21 protein-coding genes are annotated in these 23,112 nt (G+C 60.8%); 12 read left to right on the top strand and 9 right to left on the bottom strand.

Annotated elements, in window-relative coordinates:
• The first annotated feature begins 3 nt into the window (after nt 1-3).
• The 6 genes from trpA to phhA all read left to right on the top strand — a co-directional run bounded on the left by trpA (nt 4) and on the right by phhA (nt 6,067).
• Nucleotides 4-786, top strand: coding sequence for a tryptophan synthase subunit alpha (trpA, locus tag LJY25_RS02475; RefSeq protein ID WP_227606638.1), 783 nt, complete (start codon nt 4-6; stop codon nt 784-786).
• Nucleotides 787-1,012: 226 nt separating this feature from the next.
• Complete coding sequence (gene aroF, locus LJY25_RS02470; protein ID WP_227606637.1) at nt 1,013-2,026, top strand: 3-deoxy-7-phosphoheptulonate synthase; 1,014 nt, start codon at nt 1,013-1,015, stop codon at nt 2,024-2,026.
• Nucleotides 2,027-2,116: 90 nt separating this feature from the next.
• On the top strand, nt 2,117-3,415 hold the full coding sequence (locus LJY25_RS02465; RefSeq protein WP_227606636.1) for a helix-turn-helix domain-containing protein: 1,299 nt from the start codon (nt 2,117-2,119) through the stop codon (nt 3,413-3,415).
• An 88-nt stretch (nt 3,416-3,503) separates the two neighbouring features.
• Nucleotides 3,504-3,929 (top strand): hypothetical protein, encoded by a 426-nt coding sequence (locus tag LJY25_RS02460; RefSeq protein WP_227606635.1) that lies wholly within the window; start codon nt 3,504-3,506, stop codon nt 3,927-3,929.
• A gap of 439 nt (nt 3,930-4,368) precedes the next feature.
• On the top strand, nt 4,369-5,103 hold the full coding sequence (locus LJY25_RS02455; protein WP_262908597.1) for a phenylalanine-4-hydroxylase: 735 nt from the start codon (nt 4,369-4,371) through the stop codon (nt 5,101-5,103).
• A gap of 211 nt (nt 5,104-5,314) precedes the next feature.
• On the top strand, nt 5,315-6,067 hold the full coding sequence (gene phhA, locus LJY25_RS02450; protein WP_227606633.1) for a phenylalanine 4-monooxygenase: 753 nt from the start codon (nt 5,315-5,317) through the stop codon (nt 6,065-6,067).
• A gap of 411 nt (nt 6,068-6,478) precedes the next feature.
• Here the strand turns inward: phhA and LJY25_RS21185 are convergent, their stop codons facing one another.
• From LJY25_RS21185 to LJY25_RS02425, 6 genes are all read right to left on the bottom strand, one after another.
• Nucleotides 6,479-6,613: a hypothetical protein gene (locus LJY25_RS21185; protein ID WP_262908596.1), complete on the bottom strand. Its 135-nt coding sequence runs from the start codon at nt 6,611-6,613 to the stop codon at nt 6,479-6,481.
• Between the two features lie 47 nt (nt 6,614-6,660).
• Nucleotides 6,661-6,915, bottom strand: coding sequence for a dienelactone hydrolase family protein (locus LJY25_RS02445; protein WP_227606632.1), 255 nt, complete (start codon nt 6,913-6,915; stop codon nt 6,661-6,663).
• A 240-nt stretch (nt 6,916-7,155) separates the two neighbouring features.
• Nucleotides 7,156-8,505, bottom strand: a complete 1,350-nt coding sequence (locus tag LJY25_RS02440) for an ABC1 kinase family protein (protein ID WP_227606631.1) — start codon at nt 8,503-8,505, stop codon at nt 7,156-7,158.
• A complete protein-coding gene (locus LJY25_RS02435; RefSeq protein ID WP_227606630.1) occupies nt 8,505-9,137 on the bottom strand; it encodes a TetR family transcriptional regulator C-terminal domain-containing protein in 633 nt (210 codons plus the stop codon). Before LJY25_RS02435 ends, LJY25_RS02440 begins: the two co-directional genes overlap by 1 nt.
• 207 nt (nt 9,138-9,344) lie before the next feature.
• Nucleotides 9,345-10,664 (bottom strand): cryptochrome/photolyase family protein, encoded by a 1,320-nt coding sequence (locus LJY25_RS02430; protein WP_227606629.1) that lies wholly within the window; start codon nt 10,662-10,664, stop codon nt 9,345-9,347.
• A gap of 275 nt (nt 10,665-10,939) precedes the next feature.
• On the bottom strand, nt 10,940-11,656 hold the full coding sequence (locus LJY25_RS02425) for an SDR family NAD(P)-dependent oxidoreductase (protein WP_227606628.1): 717 nt from the start codon (nt 11,654-11,656) through the stop codon (nt 10,940-10,942).
• Nucleotides 11,657-11,869: 213 nt separating this feature from the next.
• Between LJY25_RS02425 and LJY25_RS02420 the strand changes: the two genes are divergently transcribed.
• From LJY25_RS02420 to LJY25_RS02410, 3 genes are all read left to right on the top strand, one after another.
• Nucleotides 11,870-15,319 (top strand): pyruvate carboxylase, encoded by a 3,450-nt coding sequence (locus LJY25_RS02420; protein WP_227606627.1) that lies wholly within the window; start codon nt 11,870-11,872, stop codon nt 15,317-15,319.
• Nucleotides 15,320-15,558: 239 nt separating this feature from the next.
• Complete coding sequence (locus LJY25_RS02415) at nt 15,559-16,332, top strand: hypothetical protein (RefSeq protein ID WP_227606626.1); 774 nt, start codon at nt 15,559-15,561, stop codon at nt 16,330-16,332.
• Nucleotides 16,333-16,510: 178 nt separating this feature from the next.
• Nucleotides 16,511-17,857, top strand: a complete 1,347-nt coding sequence (locus LJY25_RS02410; RefSeq protein ID WP_227606625.1) for a M20/M25/M40 family metallo-hydrolase — start codon at nt 16,511-16,513, stop codon at nt 17,855-17,857.
• A gap of 101 nt (nt 17,858-17,958) precedes the next feature.
• Here the strand turns inward: LJY25_RS02410 and LJY25_RS02405 are convergent, their stop codons facing one another.
• Nucleotides 17,959-18,789 carry a transporter gene (locus tag LJY25_RS02405; RefSeq protein ID WP_227606624.1) on the bottom strand — a complete coding sequence of 277 codons (831 nt, stop codon included), beginning with the start codon at nt 18,787-18,789 and terminating at the stop codon, nt 17,959-17,961.
• A gap of 102 nt (nt 18,790-18,891) precedes the next feature.
• Nucleotides 18,892-19,218 carry a hypothetical protein gene (locus LJY25_RS02400; RefSeq protein WP_227606623.1) on the bottom strand — a complete coding sequence of 109 codons (327 nt, stop codon included), beginning with the start codon at nt 19,216-19,218 and terminating at the stop codon, nt 18,892-18,894.
• Between the two features lie 539 nt (nt 19,219-19,757).
• Between LJY25_RS02400 and LJY25_RS02395 the strand changes: the two genes are divergently transcribed.
• Nucleotides 19,758-20,864, top strand: a complete 1,107-nt coding sequence (locus LJY25_RS02395; RefSeq protein WP_227606622.1) for a cobalamin B12-binding domain-containing protein — start codon at nt 19,758-19,760, stop codon at nt 20,862-20,864.
• Here the strand turns inward: LJY25_RS02395 and LJY25_RS02390 are convergent.
• On the bottom strand, nt 20,831-21,169 hold the full coding sequence (locus LJY25_RS02390; protein ID WP_227606621.1) for a tetratricopeptide repeat protein: 339 nt from the start codon (nt 21,167-21,169) through the stop codon (nt 20,831-20,833). The genes LJY25_RS02395 and LJY25_RS02390 overlap by 34 nt on opposite strands.
• A gap of 74 nt (nt 21,170-21,243) precedes the next feature.
• On the opposite strand from LJY25_RS02390, the gene LJY25_RS02385 reads away from it, so the two are divergent.
• Together LJY25_RS02385 and LJY25_RS02380 are read left to right on the top strand one after the other, a co-directional pair.
• Nucleotides 21,244-21,984, top strand: a complete 741-nt coding sequence (locus LJY25_RS02385; RefSeq protein ID WP_227606620.1) for an electron transfer flavoprotein subunit beta/FixA family protein — start codon at nt 21,244-21,246, stop codon at nt 21,982-21,984.
• 25 nt (nt 21,985-22,009) lie between these two features.
• On the top strand, nt 22,010-22,987 hold the full coding sequence (locus LJY25_RS02380) for an electron transfer flavoprotein subunit alpha/FixB family protein (RefSeq protein ID WP_227606619.1): 978 nt from the start codon (nt 22,010-22,012) through the stop codon (nt 22,985-22,987).
• The last annotated feature ends 125 nt before the right edge of the window (nt 22,988-23,112 follow it).

The following is a 23,112-nucleotide window of genomic DNA, read 5'->3' as shown; positions in this document are numbered from 1 at the left end:
GATATGACCAACCGCATAGCCCAGGCCTTCGAGCGCAAGAAAGACGGCCTGCTCAACATCTACTTCACCGCCGGCTACCCCACGCTGGAAGCCACCGGCCCGCTTATCGAAACCCTGGCCGCGGCCGGGGCCGACCTGATTGAAATCGGGATGCCGTTTTCCGACCCGCTGGCCGACGGACCGGTGATTCAGCAGAGCAGCACCGTGGCCCTGCGCAACGGCATGACGCTGCCCACGCTGTTTGCCCAGCTTCGGGGCATCCGGCAGCGCGTGCCCGACGTGCCCCTGTTGCTAATGGGCTACCTCAACCCGGTGCTGCAGTTCGGCATGGAGCGGTTTTGCCAGGAAGCGGCGGCCGTGGGCGTGGATGGCGTGATTCTGCCCGATCTGCCGCTGGTCGAGTACGAAGAGCAGTACCAGGAGCTGTTCCGGCGCTACAACCTGCGCCCCGTGTTCCTGATTACGCCCCAGACCGCGCCCGAACGGATTCGCCGCATCGACGACCTGACCGAGTCGTTTCTATACCTGGTGTCGGGACCCGGCACTACGGGCAGCGGAGCCACACAGGCCGAGGGCGTGCAGGAAGCTTACTTTCAGCGCATTGCCGCCATGAACCTGCGCAACCCCCGCCTGATCGGCTTTGGCATTGCCGACAAAGCCTCGTTCGACCGGGCCTGCGGCTACGCTGAGGGCGCCATCATCGGCTCGGCCCTGATCCGGGCGCTGGAAGGGCAGCAAGATGCCCCCGCCGCCGCCACGAAGTTCGTGGCCTCAATTCTGAAATAACCGAAAGTCGTCTGTCCTCCTTGATCTGTCGTCCGCACCGCGAAGGACCTTCCTCTTTTAACCTACCCACTTACTTCAATGTCATCCTGAGGCGAAGCCGAAGGACCTTAGCACCGAGGAACGAGTCGTTGCTACATCAACTCTGCTGCCAGTCGTTCAAACCTGATAAGGTCCTTCGCAAGCTCAGGATGACAATACATCAGGTTTCTGACTAACCAACCACTCCATGATAATCCAGCTCGAAAAGAACGTCACCGAAGAAGCCAAGGCGGCCATTGTAAGTCAGATCAAGGCCCTCAAGTACAAAGTCACCGACGTGACGACCCAGCACGCCAGCTACCTCGTGGCCATCGGCAAGGCCGACTTCGACCTGCGGGCTGTGGGCCAGCTGCCGGGCATCCGGGACATTCACCGCGTATCGGACGACTACAAGCTGGTGAGCCGGAAGTGGCGGGTACGCCCCACCGTGCTCCACCTCGGCGACGGCGTCCGGATCGGGGAGGGGACGCTGAGTCTGGTAGCCGGGCCCTGTAGCATTGAAAGCGAGGAGCAGATGGAGAAGATCATGCAGCACCTCGTCGACAACGACGTCCGGCTGATGCGGGGCGGGGTGTTCAAGCCCCGCTCGTCGCCCTATTCGTTTCGCGGGCTGGGCATGGACGGCCTGCGCCAGTTTCACCAGATGGCCCGGGCCCGCGGCATCAAAATCGTGACCGAGGTCATGCAGGTGTCGCAGGTGGAGGAGATGCACGACTACGTGGACGTGTTCCAGGTGGGCGCCCGCAACACCCAGAACTTCAACCTGCTCGATGCCCTGGGCGGGGTTGACAAGCCCGTCATCATCAAGCGTGGCATCTCCGGCACCATCGACGAGCTTTTGTCCTCGGCGGAGTACGTGTTTTCGGGTGGCAACGAAAAACTGATTCTGTGCGAGCGGGGCATCCGCACCTTCGAAACCGCCTCCCGCAACACCCTCGACCTGAATGCGGTGCCCATCCTGAAAGAGAAAACCCACCTGCCCGTGCTGGTCGACCCGTCCCACGGCATTGGCATCCGCGACTACGTGGCACCGATGGCCCTGGCCGGCATCATGGCCGGGGCCGACGGCATCCTCTACGAAACCCACGAAAAGCCCGAGGAAGCCGCCTCCGACGGGCAGCAGACGCTCGACTTCGAGGAGTCGGCCCGGCTGGTGCGCAACCTGCGCCGGGTGTACGCCCTGCGGCAGGAGCTGGAGTAGAAGAATGGCGGAGTTGTATGTTTAGTGCTGCGTAAGGGGCCGTGCTTGCTGGGGCGGCTCCTTAACGCAGCTACGAAACCGTCCGCACCCATGCTTTTCCAGTTCAATGCCTTCAGCGGCCTGCTGCTGCCTTTCTTTGTGCAGGGCGTGGTGGTAGCGGTGGTGCTCCTGACCCGGGGCCGCCGCCACGGCACCCCCGCTGACGGCTGGCTGGCGCTGCTGCTGCTGCTGCAGGCGGTGCGGCTGGCGCAGTGGATGCTGGGCTTCGCCGGGTGGTACGACGCCCACAACGCTTATTCGACGGCCATGTTCTACTTTCCGTTCAGTCACTGGCTGGCGGTGGGGCCGGCGTTCTACTTCTACTTCCGCAGCCTGACCAACCAGGAATTCCGGTTTGAGCGGCGGCACTGGTGGCACTTTGTACCGGCGCTAACCTACGTCGGTTGGCGGCTCGCCGCGTTTGCGCTGGATGTGGGGTGGCAGCACGGCGTTCTGGGGCAGGACTTTCCACTTCATTTTGGCACTAAGGGCTGGCTGGCCAACCTGACAGACGACCTTGGTGCCTGGGTGGAAGCGGTAGGCTACGTTTCTGTGGCCGTTTATACCTGGCTTACGCTTCGCGATTACCGGGTGTACCGGCGCTACATCAACGACAACTTCTCCGATACCGAGCAGATCCGGTTTGGGTGGCTGCGCAACCTGCTGGTAGCCGTGCTGGTGAGCGTAGGCATCACGTTCTGCTTTAGCGCAGTGGACGTCGGCTTCATGGCGTTATCGTATTACCAGGTATGGTACGAGTACCTGCTTACCGGCATTCTGATTTACTTTCTGAGCATTGCCGGTCTGCTGACCAACCACCGCCTGACGGCCCCGCTGCACTTTGAGCCCGAAGCCCCCTCCACTTTGGCCCCGGCTGCGGTTCCCGGCCCGGAGTTGCCCGCGCCCGCGCCGGATCTGGCGGACACTGCGCCGGAACCGTTGCGTATCGCGGTAGTGCGTCCGGACCCGAGTGAGTTGAAGGGGACGGGGCTGGCGGCCTCCGACCCGGAGGTGCAGCGCTGGGTTGAGCGCGTGACCCGCCACATGGAAACGGCCCGGCCCTACCTGGCCCCCGAGCTGACCCTGGGAGAGCTGGCCACTCAGCTGCGCACCAACACCTCGGCTTTGTCGCGGGTTATCAACGCCGGGTTCGGGGTGAACTTCAACGATTTCATCAACGGCTACCGGGTGCGGGAAGCAGAGCGCAAGCTTAGCGACCCGCTGTTTGCGCACTATACCCTGCTGGCGGTAGCCCTGGAGTCGGGCTTCAATTCCAAATCGACGTTCAACCGGGTGTTTAAAAAGCTGCGCGGCATCACGCCCAGTGCGGCCAGCCGACCCAATGTATAAGTTGGGACGCCCCAACCTATAATCCGGGGCGCAGCGGGCTGGGGCAGGCGGCACCTTTGGGCCATGTTCAACGCTTAACGCTCGTCGTATGAAACTTCTCATTGCCCAAACTTCCCCGGCACCCCGCCCGATCCGGCCCGGCCAGCGCCGAATGCTTGCCGTTGCCACGGCCCTTGCACTGCTTACGGCCACGGCCGGTTGGGCTAGTATTCGGTCCAACCTGTTTATTGAGCCTCGCAAGCAGTTTGTACTGGGTGGGAAGCAGCCGGGCGCCTTCAAGGTAGCCGCCCATAACGTGGGCAAAGTAGCGGTGGAGTTCAGGGAGCGCCCGAAAGGAGGAGGCATCTTTGGCAAAGCCACCCTCGCTCCGGGGCAGCAGGCCACGCTTCGTTTTGCGGCGGGCTCGGCCGCCGTCGTACTCAACCCTTCCGCCGAAACGGCCAACCTGCAGCTGCGCATCACCGGCGACACCCAGCAGCTACGGATGGACTATGAGGAAAACGGCAAAAAGTAAGCGGAGCGGTAAACCGGTGCATAGCTTTCGGGAGTGCAATTTCGCCGCCCTGTCCGGAAAGTCATTCCTCGGAAACCGGCACTGCTATTCGCGTCAGTTGGCTCGATCTGCATGGGAGTGATGCCTGAAGCAAATGAAAAGGTATGAGAAAAAGGCTTTTATGTAAGGGTGTATTCTCATGCAGCTCATGGGTTTTATGACAACGCCCTGAAAAAACAAGCCTTCATACTGTACAACTTATTTCAGAACTGCTTTATATTTGCTCCCGATGCACCACCAGTCCGTCTACTGCTTTTATCTGACCATGAATCGTCCCAGCCCGGACGGAGTCGAGCGGTATTGACGGAACGGAAGCTTAACCAGCATCCCTAAACCGAAAAACCAAAGCCCGACTCCGCCAGGAATCGGGCTTTTTTTATGCCACATTATGCCCAGGACCATGATCCAGCAAGAGTATGACCGGTACACCACCCAGGACCAGCTGGTTTGGAAAGTATTGTTCGACCGGCAAACGGCGCTGCTGCACAAGCGGGCGGCTTCGGCGTTTGGCCGGGGCCTGACCGCCGCCGGCTTTACCCGCCAGGGCATTCCTCACTTCGACCAGACCAGTGAGCGGCTGTTCCGGGCCACGGGCTGGCAGCTGGTGCCGGTGGCAGGCTTGCTGGATGCGCCCACGTTCTTTGGCCTGCTGGCTGCCCGCCGGTTTCCGGCTACCACCTGGATCCGGTCCATGGCCCAGTTCGACTTTATCGAGCAGCCTGACCTGTTCCACGGCGTGTTTGGCCACGTACCCTTGCTCATGGACCAGGCCTTTGCCGATTTCCTGCATTTCCTGGGGCACGTAGCCGGCCTGCACCTGCACGATGCGGCGGCGCTTGAGCAGCTCGTACGCCTCTACGGATTCACGGTGCAGTTCGGACTGGTGCAGGAGCAAGGCCAGACCCGCCTGTACGGGGCCGGTCTGCTGTCCTCATCGGGGGAGATTCACCACTGCGTGGCCGACGAAACCACCCGTCGCCCGTTCGACCTGGCCTCGGCCCTGCACACGCCCTACAGCGAGGAGCATCTGCAGGATCAGTACTTCGTGCTCAGCAGCTGGGAGCAGCTCACCGAGAGCGTAGCCGACCTGGCCGCTTTGCTGGCTTCGGGCTGGCAGCTAAACCCTACGCGGTAAAATCAAGTAAAGCCCAGCAGTTGCTCTTTTTCTCCACGATGATTCATCAGGTTTCCTATTACGCCGGCTACGCTTATTACGCTCTCCCAAGGAGCGGAGCGGCCTGTTCGTGTTAGGGAATCAAAACCAACCCTACCGCAAAACGCCTGCCTCCGCACCCGGGGGCAGGCGTTTTTTATTTAATCTGCTTCACTCACTTACCCTTTTTCAGATGCATTCCTCCCTTTCGCCTGCCCAGCTCAGTCCATCCGAAACCTTGCTGCAGCACTACGACCAGTACACCGCCGCCGACCAGCACGTCTGGCAGCTGCTGTTTGACCGCCAGATGGAGTTGCTGCCCGGCCGCGCGGCCGACATCTTCCTGACCGGCCTGCAGCGCATCGGCTTTACCCGCGACGCGATTCCCGACTTCCGGGAAGTGAATCCCCGCCTGAAGGCCCTCACGGGCTGGGAGCTGGTGGTCGTGCCCGGCATCGTCGACGACGCCGTCTTTTTTGGTTTGCTGGCCGACCGTAAGTTCCCGGCCACGACCTGGCTGCGGACCCTGGCCCAGCTCGACTACCTGGAGGAGCCCGACATGTTCCATGACGTGTTCGGCCACGTGCCCTTCCTGGCCGATCCGCACTTCGCTGATTTCCTGAGCCACCTCGGTACCGTAGCCCTGCAAAACATCCGGACCCGGCCCGAAACCCTGGAGCTGTTTACCCGCCTGTACTGGTTTACCGCCGAGTTTGGCCTGCTCCGCCAGCCCGATGGGCTGCGCATCTACGGGGCTGGCCTGCTTTCCTCCCACGGCGAGGTGCGCTTCAGCCTCAGCGACGAGCCCACCAAAGAGCCATTCAGCCTGGATGCCGTGCTGGCCACCCCGTTTGAAAAAGACAAGTTCCAGACCCACTACTTCGTGCTAGACGACCTGAGCCAGCTCGGCCAAGTGGTGGATGAAGTAGTGCAGCAGCTGGGCTGAGGTGTCTCTGATACCTGGTTTTCCGCCGTTGGCCATATCGCCAGGAAGTGACACGGTTGACCCAAAAAAGGCTCCGTCGCAAGCACGATGGGGCCTTTTTTGGGCTATTGTTGTAAGCGCAATACAACGGACCTTTCTTCAGCTTGAAGCTTTTGCGCAGGTAGGCCAGCGCCCCGGCGTGGGCCGCCCTGGCATATTCCTGGCTGAATTCCGCTTTCGACGGGTTGGCAAAGGCGTGGTCAGCGTCGTAGCTCTTGATGGTGACTTTCTTTTTGGTGGCGGCTATATCCTTCTGGAACTAAGTGATTACCGCCGGACTAAGCCATTTGTCTTGGCTGGCAAAAATATCTGGCACGTCAGTTTTTAGCGCCTTTAGCTTGCTGACGTCCTTTTCCGGCATACCGTAGTAGATCACGCAGCCTGCGGCCCGGCCAGCAGCGCCGTCTGCAGACTCCAGCCCCCGCCGAAGCGCGAGCCAACGGAAGCTACCATGGCGTTTTTGCCGGCGTACTGCAAGGCGCCCCTGATGATGGCCTCGGCCTGCATGTACTTGCCGGCTTTCTCTGGGTGGTAGCTACCTGACTGTCGTAGAGCTAGAGGGCAATGACATTGACGCCTGGCATTTCGGCTGCAAACGTGGCGGTTTCCCGCTTGATGTAGTCGTTCAAACCCCACCACTCGTGAATCACGAACAGGTACTTGTCGCTCTTCGTGGCGCTTCTGATTTCAAAGCCCCGGCCGGTTTTGCCGTCGGTGGTTTTGAACTCAATGGTCTGGCCTTCGCCGGCGTAGGTGAAGGGCAGCGGCGCGTCGTGGCCCCCGGAAAAGTCTTTGTCGGTCGCCAGCATGGCAAAGGCCTCGGTGGCGTTGCCGGGGCGGGAGCAGCTTGGGGTGCTGGTTGTCGCCGTTTAGACGGAAGCAGATCCCACACCCAAGAGCCTGGCAACCAGAGTCAGAAGTTCTTTCATGTACAGCTGTAGACATAAAAGTTACAACCCCAACCTCAGCTCATCTTGTATAGCAACACGGATGGACAGAGGATGGGGAGCCAGAACTGGCAGAGGGCCGAAAGGGTTGCGACCGGCCGCTTATTTACCGGCGGTCCGGACCACGGCTTTGAGCTCCGTCAGCAATGCGTAAAGGCCGACGTAAGTCCGGTTCAGGTAAATAAAATGCTCGGAGCCCCGGGGCTCCCGCTGCTGGCGTAGCTCGGGTTGTTGCAGCAGGTCGTCGCCAAGGGCATACAGGGCCGCCATATAGCCGGGGTCGCCGAAGTCGAAGACCGGCTGGCGGAAAGGGCGGCCCACCAGCTCCAGCGAAGCCTGCATCGTGCTGACGTAGAACTGTTGCCGGGCCGCCGAGTCGTCCGCGCGCAGCACGCCGGCTTTGGTAAGCAGCTCGGTCAGACGGGCCGGGTCAGTCAGCGTTTCCGGAGCCAGCAGGGCGGTGAACAGGTGGTGTACGTCGGCCGGAATTTCCTTGACGCAGCCAAAGTCCAGCACGCCCACGGTGCCGCCCGCTTCGACGCGAAGCAGGAAGTTGCCGGGGTGAGGGTCGGCGTGAACTTTGAGCAGGGTGTTCATCTGAAAGTCGTAGAAGTCCCACAGGGCCTGCCCAACCTGATTGCGGACTTCCTGAGTTGGATTGGTTTGCAGAAACTCCTTGAGGTGCTGTCCGCTCAGCCAGTCCATCGTCAGTACCCGGGCAGAAGACAGCTCGGGGTAGTAGCGGGCAAACTCCAGGTGGGGTAGGTGGGCACACTGTTCCCCGATTTCGGTGCCGCGCCGCAGCTCCAGGGCGTAGTTGGTTTCTTCGAGCAGGCGGGTTTCCACTTCTTCCAGATAGGGCCGAACCTGGGCCTCGTCCAGCCCCATCACGCGCAGGGCAATGGGCTTGACGAGGCGGATGTCGGAGCGGATGCTGTCGGCCACGCCGGGGTACTGAACCTTCACCGCCAAGGGCCGGTCATCCTTGCGGGCGAAATGCACCTGCCCGATGCTGGCCGCCTGCCGGGCCTGCAGATCGAACTCGTCGAACACCTCAAACGGCGAGCGGCCGAATGCGTCGCGCAGCACCTTCACTACCAGCGGCCCCGACAGGGGCGGGGTCTGGTACTGGGCCTGGGCAAACTGGTTGGCATAGGCGGCGGGCAGGATGTTCTTCTCCATCGCCAGCATCTGCGCCACTTTCAGCACCGAGCCCTTCATCTGGCTCAGGGCCCCGTACAGCTCGGCCGCATTGGCCTGGTGCAGGTCCTCGGTGGAGCTTTCGGCCCCCACCGAGCGGCGGGCGTAGTGCTTCACGTAGTTGGCACCCACCTTCAGCCCGGTTTTGGCGAAGCGGGCGGCCCGGGCCACTTTGGAGGTCGGCAAAGAGCTAAGCGAGCCGGCGGTATCGTCGGCCAGGTCCGGGGTCTGGTTTTCGGGTACGTCAGGCATTAGCGGCGGCGCAGCAGAAAGCGGGCAAAGTCGAAGGCCGAGTCCAGGGTGTTGCGGCCCACCAGGTCGAAGCTCAGCGTCACGGCTTTCTCAATGGCGGCGTCGGTGCGCTCGAAGTTGAGGGTGTCGTCTTTGGCGAAGAAGCCTAGCACAAACATGGCCTGCTGCCAGAACGCGCGCGGGTACTGCCCTTCCAGTACGGGGCGGGAAGCCACTTCCTCGGTCCGGCGGCCTTCGCGGAGCAGCTCGGCCACAAACGCCTCGAAGCCCAGGCGGAAGTCGTCGAGCACCCGGGGCGTGAGGCCGGGCAGGGCCGGCAGGTAGGTACGCAGCGACCAGAGCGCGTAGCTGCGGTTTTGCTTCAGGATTTCGAGCAGGGTGAAGTAAAACGCCAGCAGCTTTTCCCGGGCCCCGTAGCTTTCCCAGACCGGCTCCCGGGCCGCGCTCCGGCGGGCGTCCGCCCCAAAGTCAGCCCAGATTTCCCGGTCGATGGCAGCAAAGCCGGCGTAGTGCCGGTAGAACTCAGCCTCAGGGATTCCCAGCTTGCTGGTGAGCTTGAAAACCGAGGCCGGTGCTGCGTTTTTGCGCAGCACGTGGTCGAGGTATGCCTGTTTGATCTGCTCTTTTTCCATCGTGTAAGTATAACCGCCCAGCCGGTATCAGGTTCCGGTAATGGGCTTTATAGTTTGGGCTGAAAGTGAAGCGGTAAAAGGAAGTTTAAAAGAACGTCATGCTGAGCCGGAGGCGAAGCATCTCGCGTGCTGACGTATGATTACTGACTCAATGAAGCACGCGGGATTCCTCGACTTCGCTCGGAATGCCCGTTTTGTCAGCTAACCTTACTCTACCGCCCGATAAGCAGCCCGCAGGGTGGCAGTAGCCCGCTCCCGGGCAAACTTGTGGTCAACGATGGGCTTGGGATACTCGCAGGTGCCGTATTCCGGAATCCACTGCCAGACGTAGGCGAAGCTGGGGTCATACTGCTCCTGCTGGCTTTGGGGGCTGTACACCCGAAACCAGGGCGCGGCGACGGCGCCGGTGCCCGCCATCCACTGCCAGTTGCCCACGTTCTGGGCCATGTCGTAGTCGAGTAGCGTGTCGGCAAAGTACCGGTCGCCCCAGCGCCAGTCGATGAGCAGGTGCTTGACCAGAAAACCTGCCGCCGCAATCCGGGCCCGGTTGGGCAGGTAGCCGGTCTGATTGAGCTCCCGCATGCCGGCATCCACGAGCGGGTAGCCGGTACGGCCCTCGCACCAGGCCCGGAACTCCGCCTCGTTGTTGCGGTAGGACACCCGGCGCAGGCGGGGGTCGTAGCTTTCGGTGGCCGTGAACGGGTAATGCCAGAGCAGGGCCATAAAGTAGTCCCGCCAGATCAGCTCGCCCAGCAGCTTAGAATTCAGCGCCCGGGCCTGGCGCATCAGCTCCCGCACGCTCAGCGTCCCGAACCGCAGATGCACCGAGCGGCGGGTGCTGCTGTTTTCCAGGCCGGGCAGGTTGCGGGTGGTGTGGTAGTTGCGCACCAGCTCATCGGCGGGCAGCTCGGCTGCGGGCACAAACTGCTCAAAGGGCGTAAAGCCCATCTGCTCGAGCGTAGGCCGGGGCGGGGCGGGTTCCAGGCGGGCCAGGTTTTCTGCCCGGAAAAGCTCCCCGGAAGGATAGGGCGCCAGGTGCTCGTCGCGCAGAGCCGCCAGCCAGGCCTTGCTATAGGCCCCGAACACCTTGGGAATCGTGCCCGACTTACTTAGGATTTCACTTTTGGCGAAGATAACCTGGTCTTTGAAGGACCGCAGCTCCGCGCCCCGGGCCTGGAGCAGCCTCGCCACCTGCGAATCCCGCTCGGTGGCATATGGTTCGTAGTCTTCGTTGGTATAAACCGCGGCCACGTCGTAATCCGACAGCAGCTGCTCAAATACCTCCAGGGGCCGCCCGTAGTAGGCCAGAAAAGTGCCGCTGGCCTGCTTAGCGGCCTGGGCCAGCCGTTCCACCTGCTGGTAGATAAACGTTACCCGCGCGTCGCGGCGGGAGGGCAACTGGTCCAGGATTTCCCGGTCGTAGATAAACAAGGGCAGCACCGGAAAGCCGCTTTGCAGGGCCGCCGTCAGCCCGGCGTTGTCGTGTACGCGCAGGTCGCGCCGGTGCCAGAACAAGACGATTTTCATGTTAGGGTCTTGGATGATTGGGGTCTTGTATTTCAGGAGTTGGGAATTGGGGGTTGTGGCATCGATTCAAGTGCCTGTTGTGGGCAATGTCATCCTGAGGCGCCAGCCGAAGGACCTTATAAGGTTTGGACGAGTCGCGTCAGAACGATTGATGGAACAACGCTCGTTCTGGGGTCCTAAAGTCCTTCGGCTGGCGCCTCAGGATGACGATTCAATAACAGCCAAGCTCCTGAGACCCCAAGACCCTAAAACCTCAACCTCCAAGACCCCAACAACTATTTCAGATTCGACAGGCCCCCGTCTACCGGCATTACCTGTCCGGTGATAAAGCTGCTGTGGTCGGAAAGCAGAAACGTAGCCATGTACGCCAGGTCCCGGGGCTGGCCCACGCGCTGCAACGGATGGCGCTTGGCCCCGGCTTCGGCTTTTTCGGGCGTGTTGAGCAAGGGTGCGGCCAGGGGCGTATCGGTCAGGGAAGGGGCAATGGCATTGATGCGGATGCCCGCGCCGGCGTACTCGGCGGCCAGGGCCCGGGTCAGGCCTTCCACGGCGGCTTTGGCGGTGGCAATGCTGGTGTGAAAGCTCATGCCCGTCGTGGCGGCTACCGTGCTGAACAACACCACCGACGCGTCCTCGGCCTTTTTCAGCCGCTTCATGCTCGCCTGCAGCACCTGCACCGCGCCCAGCACGTTCAGCTCGAAGTCGGCGCGGAAGTCGTCCAGCGGAATTCGCTCGAAGGGCCTCAGCTTGATGCTGCCCGGGCAGTACACCACGCCGTGCAGGATTTCCGGGAGAGGATTGAGCGCGTCGGCGGCCAGGGGCTGGGTGGCGTCAAGGAGCAGGTGGGTGGTGTTCAGCGCGGCCAGTTCGGGCGAGAGGTGGCGCGAAGCCGTGAACAGGTTGGCGCCCAGCTTGCTCAGCAGCTCAGCCGTAGCCAGGCCAATGCCGGACGAAGCGCCGACGAGAAATATATTTTTTTGCGCAAAGTCCATCCGGTGGGAATTGTCGAGGTGTGAGAAGACAACTCCCGGGCCGGGGCAAGGTTTATATATTGTAACCTAAATGCGCGTAACGGAGAATAAGGTGGGCGCGAATTATAGCGTTTAGCAAAAATTCGCTGCTGTGGTTCTGCTCGTTTGCCGCCCCTTTTTCCTAGCTTTCCGACCTCAAACTCCCATCCAACGCCTACCCGCTTTCCCTTCGCTATGAACATTCGCAAGTTGCTGGTCGCCAACCGCGGCGAAATTGCCATCCGGGTGCTCCGGGCCGCCACCGAGCTGGGCATTCCCACCGTGGCCATCTACACCTACGAGGACCGCTACTCGCTGCACCGCTACAAAGCCGACGAAGCCTATCAGATCGGCCGCGACGACGACCCGCTCAAGCCCTACCTCGATATCGAGGCCATCCTGCGGGTAGCCCGGGAAAACGGGGCCGACGCCATTCACCCCGGCTACGGCTTTCTGTCGGAAAACGCGACCCTGGCCCGCCGCTGCGCCGAGGAAGGCATTGTGTTCGTAGGGCCCCGGCCCGAGGTAATGGAAGCCCTGGGCGACAAAGTGGCCGCCAAGAAGGTGGCCGTGCAGTGCCAGGTGCCGATCATCGAGAGCAGCATCGAGGACCTGAACGACTTCGAGACGGCCCAACGGGAAGCCAACCGCATCGGCTACCCCGTGATGCTCAAGGCGGCTTCCGGTGGCGGCGGACGGGGCATGCGCGTTATCCGCGACGACGAGCAGCTGGAGCGGGGCTTCTTTGAAGCCCGCAACGAGGCCCTCAAGGCCTTTGGCGACGATACCGTGTTCCTGGAGAAGTTCGTGGAGAACCCCAAGCACATCGAGGTGCAGCTCGTGGCCGACACCTACGGCAACATCGTGCACCTCTACGAGCGGGACTGCTCGGTGCAGCGCCGCTACCAGAAAGTGGTGGAAGTGGCCCCGTCGCTTAACCTGCCCGACCACATGCGCCACCTCTTATATGAGTACGCGCTGCGTCTGGGCCGGGCCGTGAACTACAACAACGTGGGCACGGTGGAATTTCTGGTCAACCCCGAGCTGGACCGGATCTACTTTATCGAGGTGAATCCCCGCATCCAGGTGGAGCACACCGTGACGGAGATGATAACAGGCATTGACCTGATCAAAACCCAAATTCACATTGCCTCCGGCGCCCGCCTCACCGACCCGGAAATTGGGCTGGAAGTGGGCGGCCGACCCATGAAGACCGGCTACGCCATTCAGTGCCGCATTACAACCGAAGACCCCGAAAACGACTTCAAGCCCGACTACGGCACCATCGTGGCCTACCGCTCGGCCGGGGGCTTCGGCATCCGCCTCGACCAGGGCTCGGTCTACCAGGGCGCCAAGATTTCCCCCTTCTTCGACTCGCTGCTCGTGAAAGTGTCGGCCCACGCGCCCACGCTGGAAGGAGCCGCCTCCAAGATGGCCCGCACACTCGACGAGTTCCGGATTCGCGGAGTGCGCACCAACATTCAGTTTCTGCAGAACATCATTGCCCACCCCGAGTTCGTGGGCGGCAAAGCCAACGTCGACTTCATCAAGGACCACGCAGAGCTGTTCAAGTTCAAGGCCCGGCAGGACCGGGGTACTAAGATTCTGGGCTTCGTGGGCGACATTATCGTCAACGGCAACCCCGATGTGAAGGGCCTGCTTGATCCGAAGAAAGAGCTGCGCAAACCCATCCTGCCGGTTCTCGACCCGGCTATGCCCTACCAGCCCGGCACCAAGGACAAGCTCACCGAGCTGGGCCCCGAAGGCTTTGCCAAGTGGCTGCGCGAGGACCCGCTGATTCACTACACCGACACCACGTTCCGCGACGCGCACCAGAGCCTGCTGGCCACCCGCATGCGTACGTTCGATATGCTGAAGGTGGCCGAGCGCTACGCCAAGATGCATCCGCAGACCTTCTCGATGGAAGTGTGGGGCGGCGCCACGTTTGACGTGGCCCTGCGCTTTCTGCACGAAGACCCCTGGGAGCGACTGGCCAAGATCCGGGAGGCCGTGCCCAACATCCTGCTCCAGATGCTGATCCGGGGTGCCAACGGCGTGGGCTACAAAGCCTATCCGGATAACCTCACCGAGCGGTTTGTGCAGCAGGCCTGGGAAACCGGCGTCGACATCTTCCGCATCTTTGACTCCCTGAACTGGATGCCGGGCATGGAGTCCTGCATCAACTTCGTGCGCAAAAAAACCAAGGGCCTGGCCGAAGCTAGCATCTGCTACACCGGCGACATCCTGGACCCGAAGCGCAATCAGAAATACTCGCTCGACTACTACCTGCGCCTGGCCAAGCAGGTTGAGGACGCCGGGGCCCACATCCTCTGCATCAAGGACATGGCCGGTCTGCTCAAGCCCTACGCCGCCACCGAGCTGATTACGGCTTTGCGCGAGACGGTCAAAATCCCGATTCATCTGCACACCCACGACACCTCGTCGCTGCAGCCCGCTACTTATCTCAAGGCTGTGGAAGCCGGCGTCAACGTCATTGACGTGGCCATGGGCTCGTTGTCGGGCCTGACCTCCCAGCCTAACTTCAACTCCACGGTGGAAATGTTCCGTGGCACGCCCCGGCACCGCGAGTTCGACCAGGAAAGCCTCAACGACTTCTCCAACTACTGGGAAACCATCCGGGAGTACTACTACCCGTTCGAGTCAGGCCTCAAGGCCGGCACGTCGGAGGTGTTTCAGCACGAGATTCCCGGCGGGCAGTACTCCAACCTGCGGCCCCAGGCCGCGGCACTGGGCCTCGGGGAGAAGTTCGAGCAGGTCAAGAAGACGTTTGCTGAAGTAAACGAGCTGTTTGGCGACATCGTGAAGGTGACACCCTCTTCCAAGGTAGTCGGCGACATGGCCCTGTTCATGGTGTCGAATAACCTGACCACGGAGGACGTGCTGGAAAAAGGGCAGACCCTGAGCTTTCCGGAATCGGTGCAGAGTTTGTTCCGCGGCGACATCGGTCAGCCCGAGGGCGGGTGGCCGGAAAAGCTGCAGAAGCTGATTCTCAAGGATGAGAAGCCCTTCACCGACCGGCCCAACGAGCACCTCAAGCCCATCGACTTTAAAAAGGAGTGGAAGCAGTTTGAAGCGAAGTTCGGCGCGGGTGTCAAGTTTACCGACCTGCTCAGCTACCTGCTCTACCCCAAGGTGTTTGAGCAGTACTGGGCCCACTTCCAGCAGTACGGCGACGTGTCGCTGGTGCCTACCCGCGTGTTCTTCTACGGCCTCAAGCCGGGCGAGGAAACCATCATCGACATTGCCCGGGGCAAGTCGGTAATCGTCAAGCTCCGCTCGGTGGGCGAGGCTAACGCCGACGGCTGCCGCACGGTATTCTTCTCTTTCAACGGCCAGACCCGCAACCTGGAAGTGCGCGACCGGTCGGTGGAAGTAAAGACCGTGCGCAATCAGAAAGTCGATAAAGCCAACCCCCGCCAGATTGGCGCCCCGCTCCAGGGCATGCTCTCGAAGGTACTGGTCAAGAACGGACAGCCGGTGAAGCGCAACTCCCCGCTGTTCATCATCGAGGCCATGAAGATGGAAACGACCATTACCGCCCCCGACGACACCACAGTGCAGGGCGTACAGCTCACCGAAGGCTCCCTGGTCAACGCCGACGACCTGGTGCTCACGCTGAGTTAGGTTCAGCAACGTAACGAATAGGCTCCGCCAGTGGCGCCCCGCGGGGGTGTCCGCTGGCGGAGTTGCTTTTAGCGGAAGACCGGAAATAAATTTAGGTACAGCCTGTCCACAATTTGCTCTTTACCAGGAATATTTAGTATCATTGAATTGCTGTGCATCCCAATCCGGGTTAAAACTGTCTGCCCGGCTCTGCACTACACTGGTCTACTTACTCCTGTCAGGCCCTGACTGCTTCCGTTATGATACGCTTTGCTCCCTGGTTTTCGACTTTTCTTCTCGCTGCCGTCCTCACAGGCGCGGCCCCCTGCCTGGCTCAGAAGGCTCCGGTAACTTTGCGCGAGGAACAGACGACAGTCGATGCCTTGCGGGCCGCCACTGCCACCAATAACGACACCTACCTTACCTTCAACCATCAGTACAAAGGCGTGAAGGGCAGTCCCTATCTGCTGCCGGGTTGGCAAAAAGCAGATCTGCGCCTGCAAAACAACCAGCTTATTCCGAACGTGCCGGTTAAGTATGATGTGCTGGGCAATAATCTGCTGGCCATCCGCAAGCCCAACGACTCCATTATTGTGGGGTTCGGGCAGGTCAAAGAGTTCACCTTGCGCAACGTAGCCCTTGGGCCCCAGGGCCAGCCGGCAGACCATCTGTTCCGGCGCTGCGCCTTTCTGCACGAAGGGAAAGTGGTGGACAATTACTTTGAAGTGCTGGCTGAGGGCCGCGGTTTGCTGCTGCTGAAGCGCATCCGGAAAGAGGTTCGCCGCTTTAATCGGGACGCCGCCACCGTTGGCTACAGCTCCCAATCGGGCTTCGATGAAATTGACGACAAAACGGAGTACTACCTGTTTGCTGAGTCGGCGGGAAAAGCCGAACTGGTGAAACTGAGTCGGCGCGGCCTGGACAAGTCTTTTCAGGCTATTAGTACGGCTGGGCAACCTACCGCTTTATCTGGCCCGGCCGTCCGCACTGAACAGGAACTGGTTGTTGCGTTCCAGCTGCTGGCCGCTCAGTAAGCCTGTTTATCTGGTTTGCTTGCGCTGCCGCCCAAATGCATCAAATGCAGGATAATCACCGTTATGGGGCTGCTAGTAGCTCCTCTGGGTAAGTGGATATTTCAGCGGCTCTAATAAGAAATGCGGAAGCTTGGCAGTCAGCTACATCTGTAGCTGGCTAAGATTCGTATCTTAGTTCATGAAAAAAATCATTTTCATCTGCCTTTCGGTCTATTTGAGCAGTAGCGCAATAGCCCAGAAAAAGAATGCCAAGCCCGCCGTGCCGCAGGTTTCGGCTGCTACGGTAGAGCGCGTGGCCCGGACGCTGGCAGCCGACGACATGCAGGGCCGGGCTTCCACGCAGGCCGGTGGTCAGAAGGCGGCGCAGTTTCTGGCCGCTGAGTTTCAGCAACTGGGTCTGCAGCCCCTACCGGGGCAGGGCAGCTTCGAGCAGGTATTTCCCCTGTATCAGTCCACGCCGGCCGCGCTGTATGTTACCATCAACGGCCGGACGATACCGAAAGGGGAGGCCCTGCTGGTTTCCAGCCAGCCCCACCTGAACTGGACCAGCGAAGACGACCCCAGGCCGCGGGTTGTTGTCATTGAGGCCGGCGCGAACTACGACCGTGAAATCCGGTCCCTGCTGCGCCCCTCGGAAAACACGATGGTGCTTGTCGACCCGGCCCACGCGGCGGCTTTCAAGCGTACGGCAGCCTACCTGGCAAAAGGTGGTCCCTGGCGGGCCGAGAAAGTGCAGCCTTTCTCAACGGTGCTGGTGCAGATGGCCGGGCCTATGGCCAATGCAAAATTCCGGGTTGCAGCCAATGCCGCGACCAAAGCCACCGAAATTCGCAACGTGGTGGGTGTGCTGCCGGGCAAGGACCCGACCCGCGCGGCCGAGCAGGTTATCTTCTCGGCCCACTACGACCATATCGGAATACTACCGCCCGTAGCCGGTGACTCCATTGCCAACGGGGCCGACGATGATGCCAGTGGAACGGCCGCCGTAGTTGCCCTGGCCGAGTACTTCGGCAAGCGTAAGGACAACCAGCGGACCCTCATTTTCGTGGCCTTTACGGCCGAGGAAATGGGTGGCTTCGGCTCCCGCCACTTCGCCACCCAGATCAACCCGGCCCAGGTAGTAGCCATGTTCAATATTGAGATGATCGGCAAGATGTCGAAGTTCGGACCCAACACGGCGTTTATCACCGGGTACGAAAAGTCGGACTTCGGCAAGATCCTGCAGGCCGGCGTCCAGGGGTCGCCCTTCCGCTTCGAGCCCGACCCGTATCCGGCCCAGAACCTGTTTCTGCGCTCCGACAACGCCACGCTGGCCCGCTACGGGGTACCGGCTCACTCCATCAGCACCGACCAGATTCCCACGGATAAGCTTTATCACTCCGTGAAAGATGAAATCAGCAGCCTGGATTTTCCCAACATGACGGCCGTAGTCGCGGGCGTTGCCCGGGGAGCCGCCGGTATTGTGGCCGGCACCCAAACGCCCAGCCGGCTGGTGCTTGAAGCTGCCGTAACCCCGCGGCCCTAGCACAGCGCTTTGGTAATCCATAATAAAAGAAGGCACCTGAATAGCTTCAGGTGCCTTCTTTTATTGCATACAGGATACTCGGGTTGCGCTACTACGCTTTATTACTTGTTACCCCCTAACCGGAGGCTCAGGCCGGCACCGGCAGTAAAGCCCGTGCCGTTCTTGCCCATTCCCTGTCCGGCAGTCACGTCGAAGCGGATGCCGGGAATCGGGCGCCAGTAAAGGCCGGTCGTTACGCCCGGCCGGGCTCCCTGGTCGCGCTGAAAGGTGGAGTAGGCCTCGGCAAAGAAACCAGTGTTTGCGCTGATGGGGCCGTTCAGAGCTACCGTAGTAAGGTAGGTACCTACTTTGGTGTCGGCTGCCTTAAAGCCCCGCTGCCGGAAGCCCAGGTTTGCTTCCAGACCGTACCGCTCCCCGATCTGCTGAGAAATCAGCACCCGGGCGGCGGGCTCCAGTACTTTGTTTACGAAGGACGAGTCGCCGTTGCGCAGCGTCATCTCGGCCAGCATCACCACCTGCGACTTGGCGTCCTGATTGGTGGAGGCCAGAAACTTGGCACCAACGGTCAGGGGAGCCAGGCCCGAAGGCTGCTGCCGGGTGTTGCCGCCGGTTTCGGGAGCGAGAGCGGGTAGGCGCTGCAGGTAGTTCTGCGTGGCGCGAAGCTCAATGTGGTTGAAAAAGCCAACCCGCAGAGTAGCGGAAGAAAGGGTGCGCCGTGCGCCACCTTCCACCAACGCATCAACGCGGTTGACACCGGCATCGAGCTGGACCTGGCCGGGCCGCAGCATGTTGGTTGTGATGGTCATGCCGGGACGATCGGGCCGGATGTTGCGCACGAAAGGCGCATTTTGATTGTCGGCCGCGTCTTGGGCCAAGGTGCGGGTCGTGGCGCAGGTCAGCGTCGCGAGTGCCAGCAGAATGGTCTTTTGCATATCCCTCAGACAGCAGGGACGCAAATATAGTTCGACCGTTATAAGACAAACCTGTTTTTTACGGGCAAAACTGCGGCAGGTTGCGCTAAGGGGAAAGTTTTTTTAATCCTTGCTGAAAGTCACCAGCATCGGCCGGCGTCGGGTAGGTACAGCCGCCGACTGGCTGGCCACTGTCTTTTCAAGCTGATGCAGGTGGTCGGCCTGCTGGTTGCTGACGGCGACGAGGCGGGAGTAGGCCGCCGTGAGCTGCTGAAGCTGGTCGCGGAGCTGTGCTACTTCCGTAGCGCTAACGGTAGGAGCCGCTGGGGTTTCAGCAGTAGGGGCTACTGCTTCAGCAGCGCTGGCCAGCACCGGGGACTGCGCCTTGACGGTTTGTTGACCAATAACGAGCAGGGCGAAAAGAGCGGAGAAGCGTAGGAAAGAATTCATTGTATCGTAGAAATTTATTGTGATTGAATATGACAAAATTAGGCAAAGCGAACAGACCCGTCAATCACACGATGATGTGACCAAAGATATTTCGTTCGGATTTCGTGTGTAAAAGGCGCTTGACTGGTATTTATATAATTAACAATCATTGGCTTACCTGTTAAAAAATCTTGATAATATCCGCTACGGGATCCGGGCCGATTACCTCTGTCCTTCGCTTAACCAGGCTGACGACCGATCCTTTACTACTTGCAGAAGTCCAGGTAATCCGGCCTAAGCAACAAGCAGTTTCATCTGTATCCTGATCGTGCACCCGTTGGTCCGAATAATTCGATCGGACTTGGTCATTGCCGGTACAGAAGTGGCGGTGAGGCCTAGGCTCAGCCGATAAAATACCGTGCACGAAAACTATTCCCGGAGCAGGACAGTAAAGCAGGCTGAATTGCCTGAGCGCAGTAGAAAAAGGCAGCAACCTGTACTTTTGCCGCACCCGCTCCCGAGTTCCGCTACTACCTATCTGCGTACCGAGTTTTCCTTTGATGCTTGCCACTCCCCAACAACGTCAAGCTGTTACGTTAATTCTGGCCGAACAGGCGGCCGTGCTGGCCAATGCGGCTGCCAAGCTGTACGTGCAGTTTTTGCCCTTCGGGGACGAAGCCCGTCCGGCGAAAGTATATGCCCTGGAGCAGGAGCTGCGCAGCCACGTACAGCCTTTGGCCGACTCGGTTCTTATGGATAGCGTTTCGCTGGTGCAGGCTCACTTTCAGCATGCCCGCTACCTCGCCCCGGGGCCTTCGAACGGTCGCGACGTCGAGCTGCAGGCCCAGCTGTCGGCCCTACGGCAGATTCTGCGGCGTCACCTGCCCATCAGCGACTATTCCCTGACCGACCACTACCTGCGGCAGGTGATGCAGGCCCTGGGTGAGCCCCTGCCCAGGACCTCCGATGCTGAGCCAACCAAGCCTCCTGGCCTTAGTGCGCTGGCTGCCGAGTACCTCAATCTGCTGCTGGCCGGGCAGCGCGCTGCAGCGCTAAAGCTGATGCGTCGCGCTGCCAAAGACGGCACCGCTGTACACGAGCTCTACCTCAGCGTGTTTCAGCCGGTACAGCGCGAAGTAGGCCGGCTCTGGCACCAGGGCAAAATCAGTGTAGCCCAGGAACACTACTGCACCGCGGCCACCGAACTGGCCATGGCCCAGTTGCATCCGTATCTGATGAAGGTGCCCCGCAACGGGCGCCGGCTGGTCGCAACCACGCTGGCGGGCGACCTGCACGGCATGCCCGTGCGTATCGTCAGCGACTTTCTGGAAGCAGAAGGGTGGGAGTCTTACTTCCTGGGGGCCAGCACGCCGGCCGAGAGCGTATGGTCGGCCACGGTAGCGTATAACGCCGACCTTATCATCGTGGGAGCCTCCATGAGCCACCACGTGGCCGCCGTGCGGGAGCTTATTAGTGCCCGCCAGGAAGATCCCGCACGGGCTGACGTGAAGATCGTAGTAGGTGGGGCGCCCTTCAATGCGGACCCCCAGCTCTGGCAGGCCGTGGGCGCCGACGGCTGGGCTCCAGATGCCTGGCAGGCTATTGAGCAGGTGAATAGATTATTTGCCGCACCTCACTCGTCCTCAAAATCAAGGCCCAGCAGTTGATTCAGCGCCTGCTGAACTTCGGCTCCGGCATGGCGCTGCCCGGCCCGGCGGCACACAACTAGTCCGGTACGGTAAACCTTTTCGGCTTCTTCCGGCTTTTGTAGCTGCTCGAGCAGCTTGCCCGCGTGGTAGTAGGTGCCCACGTAGTCGGGGTGCTCGGTAAGCAGCTTTTGGTAAAACTCCAGGGCCCGCTGCGGCTCGGTGGGCCGGTATTCCATCGCCAACGCGTAGATTGTGAACGGGTCATTCGGGTCTTCGGCGTAGAAGCTCAGCAGTTGCTGCAGGCGGCTGGGGGCGGTTTCCATTAGAGGGAGTTTTCTGTATCTTCGCCCGAAATTAGGGGCTTTCCCACACTTTTTGTCCATCCAAGCCGCCATCGATGAAGTTTCTCGTTTGCATCAGCAACGTGCCCGACACGACTACCAAAATCACCTTCACGCCCGATAACAAGGAGTTCAACAAGGCCGGAGTCCAGTTCGTTATCAACCCCTGGGATGAGTACGCCCTCACGCGTGCCATCGAGCTGAAAGAACAGCAGGGCAGCGGCACCGTCACGGTGCTAAACGTGGGCGAGGCTGACACCGAGCCCAACATCCGCAAAGCCCTGGCCATCGGCGCCGACGACGCCATCCGCGTCAACGCCAAGCCTACTGATGCTTACTTCGTGGCCCAGCAGATTGCGGCCGTCGCCAAGGAAGGCGGCTACGAGGTAATCCTGATGGGTAAGGAAAGCATCGACTACAACGGCTTCCAGGTGCACGGCATGGTGGGCGAGCTGCTCGGCATTCCGACCGTGGCCCCGGCCATGAAGCTCGACATGAGCGGTAGCACTGCTACGCTTGAGCGCGAAATCGAAGGCGGTAAGGAAATCGTGGAGGTTTCGGCCCCGTTCGTGGCCTCGTGCCAGCAGCCGATGTGCGAGCCCCGCATCCCGAACATGCGCGGCATCATGACGGCCCGCACCAAGCCGCTGAAGGTGGTGGAGCCCATGGGCGAAGGTGCCCGCACCGAGGTAGCCGAGTACGCGCTGCCCCCCAAGAAGCAAGGCGTGAAGCTGATTCCCGCCGAGTCGGCCGGGGACCTGATCCGCCTGCTCCGCAACGAAGCCAAAGTCATCTAATTATCAATTACTAATTAAAGAAAGCATGTCTGTTCTCGTAGTTGTTGAATGTGATAATGGCGAAGTAAAGAAGTCTTCGCTTGAAGTAGCTTCGTACGGAAGCCAGGTAGCCCAGCTGCTGGGTACCACCGCTACCGCCGTTGCGGTGGGGGAGGCCTCGGAAGCCAGCCTGGCCAGCCTGGGCGAGCAGGGTATCAGCAAAGTGCTCTACGATGCCGAGCCCCGCCTGAAGGACTTCGTCAATAGCGCCTACACCAAGCTTATTGCCGCGGCCGCCGAAAAGGAAGGCGCGCAGCTGCTGGTGCTGGCCAACTCCAACATCGGTGCGGCCGTCGGCTCCCGCCTGTCGGTGCGCCTGAAGGCCAGCCTGGCTACCAACGTGGTGGAGCTGCCCAAAATCAATGGCGGCAGCTTTACGGTAAAGCGCGGCGCCTTCTCGGGCAAGGCCTTTGCCGACGTAGTCCTGACCGGCGACCGGAAAATCATTGCCGTCAAGAAAAACAGCATTGAAGCCCTCCACAACGCCGGGCAGACCGCTCAGGTAGAGAGCTTCTCCGCCGGCTTGTCCGACGCTGACTTCACCGACGCGCCCAAGCAGGTTATCATGCAGGACCAGGCCGGTGGCGTACTGCTGCCCGAGGCTGACCGCGTGGTATCGGGTGGCCGCGGCATGAAAGGCCCCGAGAACTGGAACCTGATCGAGGACCTGGCCAAGGCCCTGGGCGCGGCTACAGCCTGCTCGAAGCCGGTTTCGGACGTCGACTGGCGCCCTCACCACGAGCACGTGGGCCAGACCGGCATCACCGTGTCGCCGAACCTGTACATTGCCTGCGGCATCTCGGGCGCCATCCAGCACCTGGCCGGCGTAAACTCGTCGAAGGTGATTGTGGTCATCAACAAGGATCCGGAGGCCCCATTCTTCAAAGCGGCCGACTACGGCATCGTGGGCGACGTATTTGAGGTCCTGCCCAAGCTCACGCAGGCCGTCAAGGAATTGAGCTAGTTTGCTTTTAATTAGGGACCTGGACCCGTGGCGGTACGCCATTGGCGTCCGGGTCCCTGATTATTTTACCGGATTCGCCTTTCGGCCGGCAGCCTTTGCTTTCTTTGCACGTAGTAGAAGGCCAG

Origin of the sequence: Hymenobacter translucens, assembly GCF_020685205.1 — a bacterium.
In the GTDB taxonomy this organism is placed as follows: domain Bacteria; phylum Bacteroidota; class Bacteroidia; order Cytophagales; family Hymenobacteraceae; genus Hymenobacter; species Hymenobacter translucens.
This window is presented reverse-complemented; position numbering and strand designations above follow the sequence as displayed.

Excerpts from the sequence above, each read along its gene's own strand:
- LJY25_RS02435 (WP_227606630.1), bottom strand. The coding sequence starts at position 9,137 with ATGGAAAAAGAGCAGATCAAACAGGCATACCTCGACCACGTGCTGCGC.
- LJY25_RS02395 (WP_227606622.1), top strand. The coding sequence starts at position 19,758 with ATGCTTGCCACTCCCCAACAACGTCAAGCTGTTACGTTAATTCTGGCC.
- LJY25_RS02400 (WP_227606623.1), bottom strand. The coding sequence starts at position 19,218 with ATGAATTCTTTCCTACGCTTCTCCGCTCTTTTCGCCCTGCTCGTTATT.
- LJY25_RS02420 (WP_227606627.1), top strand. The coding sequence starts at position 11,870 with ATGAACATTCGCAAGTTGCTGGTCGCCAACCGCGGCGAAATTGCCATC.
- LJY25_RS02380 (WP_227606619.1), top strand. The coding sequence starts at position 22,010 with ATGTCTGTTCTCGTAGTTGTTGAATGTGATAATGGCGAAGTAAAGAAG.
- LJY25_RS02405 (WP_227606624.1), bottom strand. The coding sequence starts at position 18,789 with ATGCAAAAGACCATTCTGCTGGCACTCGCGACGCTGACCTGCGCCACG.
- LJY25_RS02455 (WP_262908597.1), top strand. The coding sequence starts at position 4,369 with ATGATCCAGCAAGAGTATGACCGGTACACCACCCAGGACCAGCTGGTT.
- LJY25_RS02460 (WP_227606635.1), top strand. The coding sequence starts at position 3,504 with ATGAAACTTCTCATTGCCCAAACTTCCCCGGCACCCCGCCCGATCCGG.
- LJY25_RS02385 (WP_227606620.1), top strand. The coding sequence starts at position 21,244 with ATGAAGTTTCTCGTTTGCATCAGCAACGTGCCCGACACGACTACCAAA.
- LJY25_RS02415 (WP_227606626.1), top strand. The coding sequence starts at position 15,559 with ATGATACGCTTTGCTCCCTGGTTTTCGACTTTTCTTCTCGCTGCCGTC.
- trpA (WP_227606638.1), top strand. The coding sequence starts at position 4 with ATGACCAACCGCATAGCCCAGGCCTTCGAGCGCAAGAAAGACGGCCTG.
- phhA (WP_227606633.1), top strand. The coding sequence starts at position 5,315 with ATGCATTCCTCCCTTTCGCCTGCCCAGCTCAGTCCATCCGAAACCTTG.
- LJY25_RS02440 (WP_227606631.1), bottom strand. The coding sequence starts at position 8,505 with ATGCCTGACGTACCCGAAAACCAGACCCCGGACCTGGCCGACGATACC.
- LJY25_RS21185 (WP_262908596.1), bottom strand. The coding sequence starts at position 6,613 with ATGCAGGCCGAGGCCATCATCAGGGGCGCCTTGCAGTACGCCGGCAAA.
- LJY25_RS02410 (WP_227606625.1), top strand. The coding sequence starts at position 16,511 with ATGAAAAAAATCATTTTCATCTGCCTTTCGGTCTATTTGAGCAGTAGC.
- LJY25_RS02445 (WP_227606632.1), bottom strand. The coding sequence starts at position 6,915 with ATGCTGGCGACCGACAAAGACTTTTCCGGGGGCCACGACGCGCCGCTG.
- aroF (WP_227606637.1), top strand. The coding sequence starts at position 1,013 with ATGATAATCCAGCTCGAAAAGAACGTCACCGAAGAAGCCAAGGCGGCC.
- LJY25_RS02430 (WP_227606629.1), bottom strand. The coding sequence starts at position 10,664 with ATGAAAATCGTCTTGTTCTGGCACCGGCGCGACCTGCGCGTACACGAC.
- LJY25_RS02390 (WP_227606621.1), bottom strand. The coding sequence starts at position 21,169 with ATGGAAACCGCCCCCAGCCGCCTGCAGCAACTGCTGAGCTTCTACGCC.
- LJY25_RS02425 (WP_227606628.1), bottom strand. The coding sequence starts at position 11,656 with ATGGACTTTGCGCAAAAAAATATATTTCTCGTCGGCGCTTCGTCCGGC.
- LJY25_RS02465 (WP_227606636.1), top strand. The coding sequence starts at position 2,117 with ATGCTTTTCCAGTTCAATGCCTTCAGCGGCCTGCTGCTGCCTTTCTTT.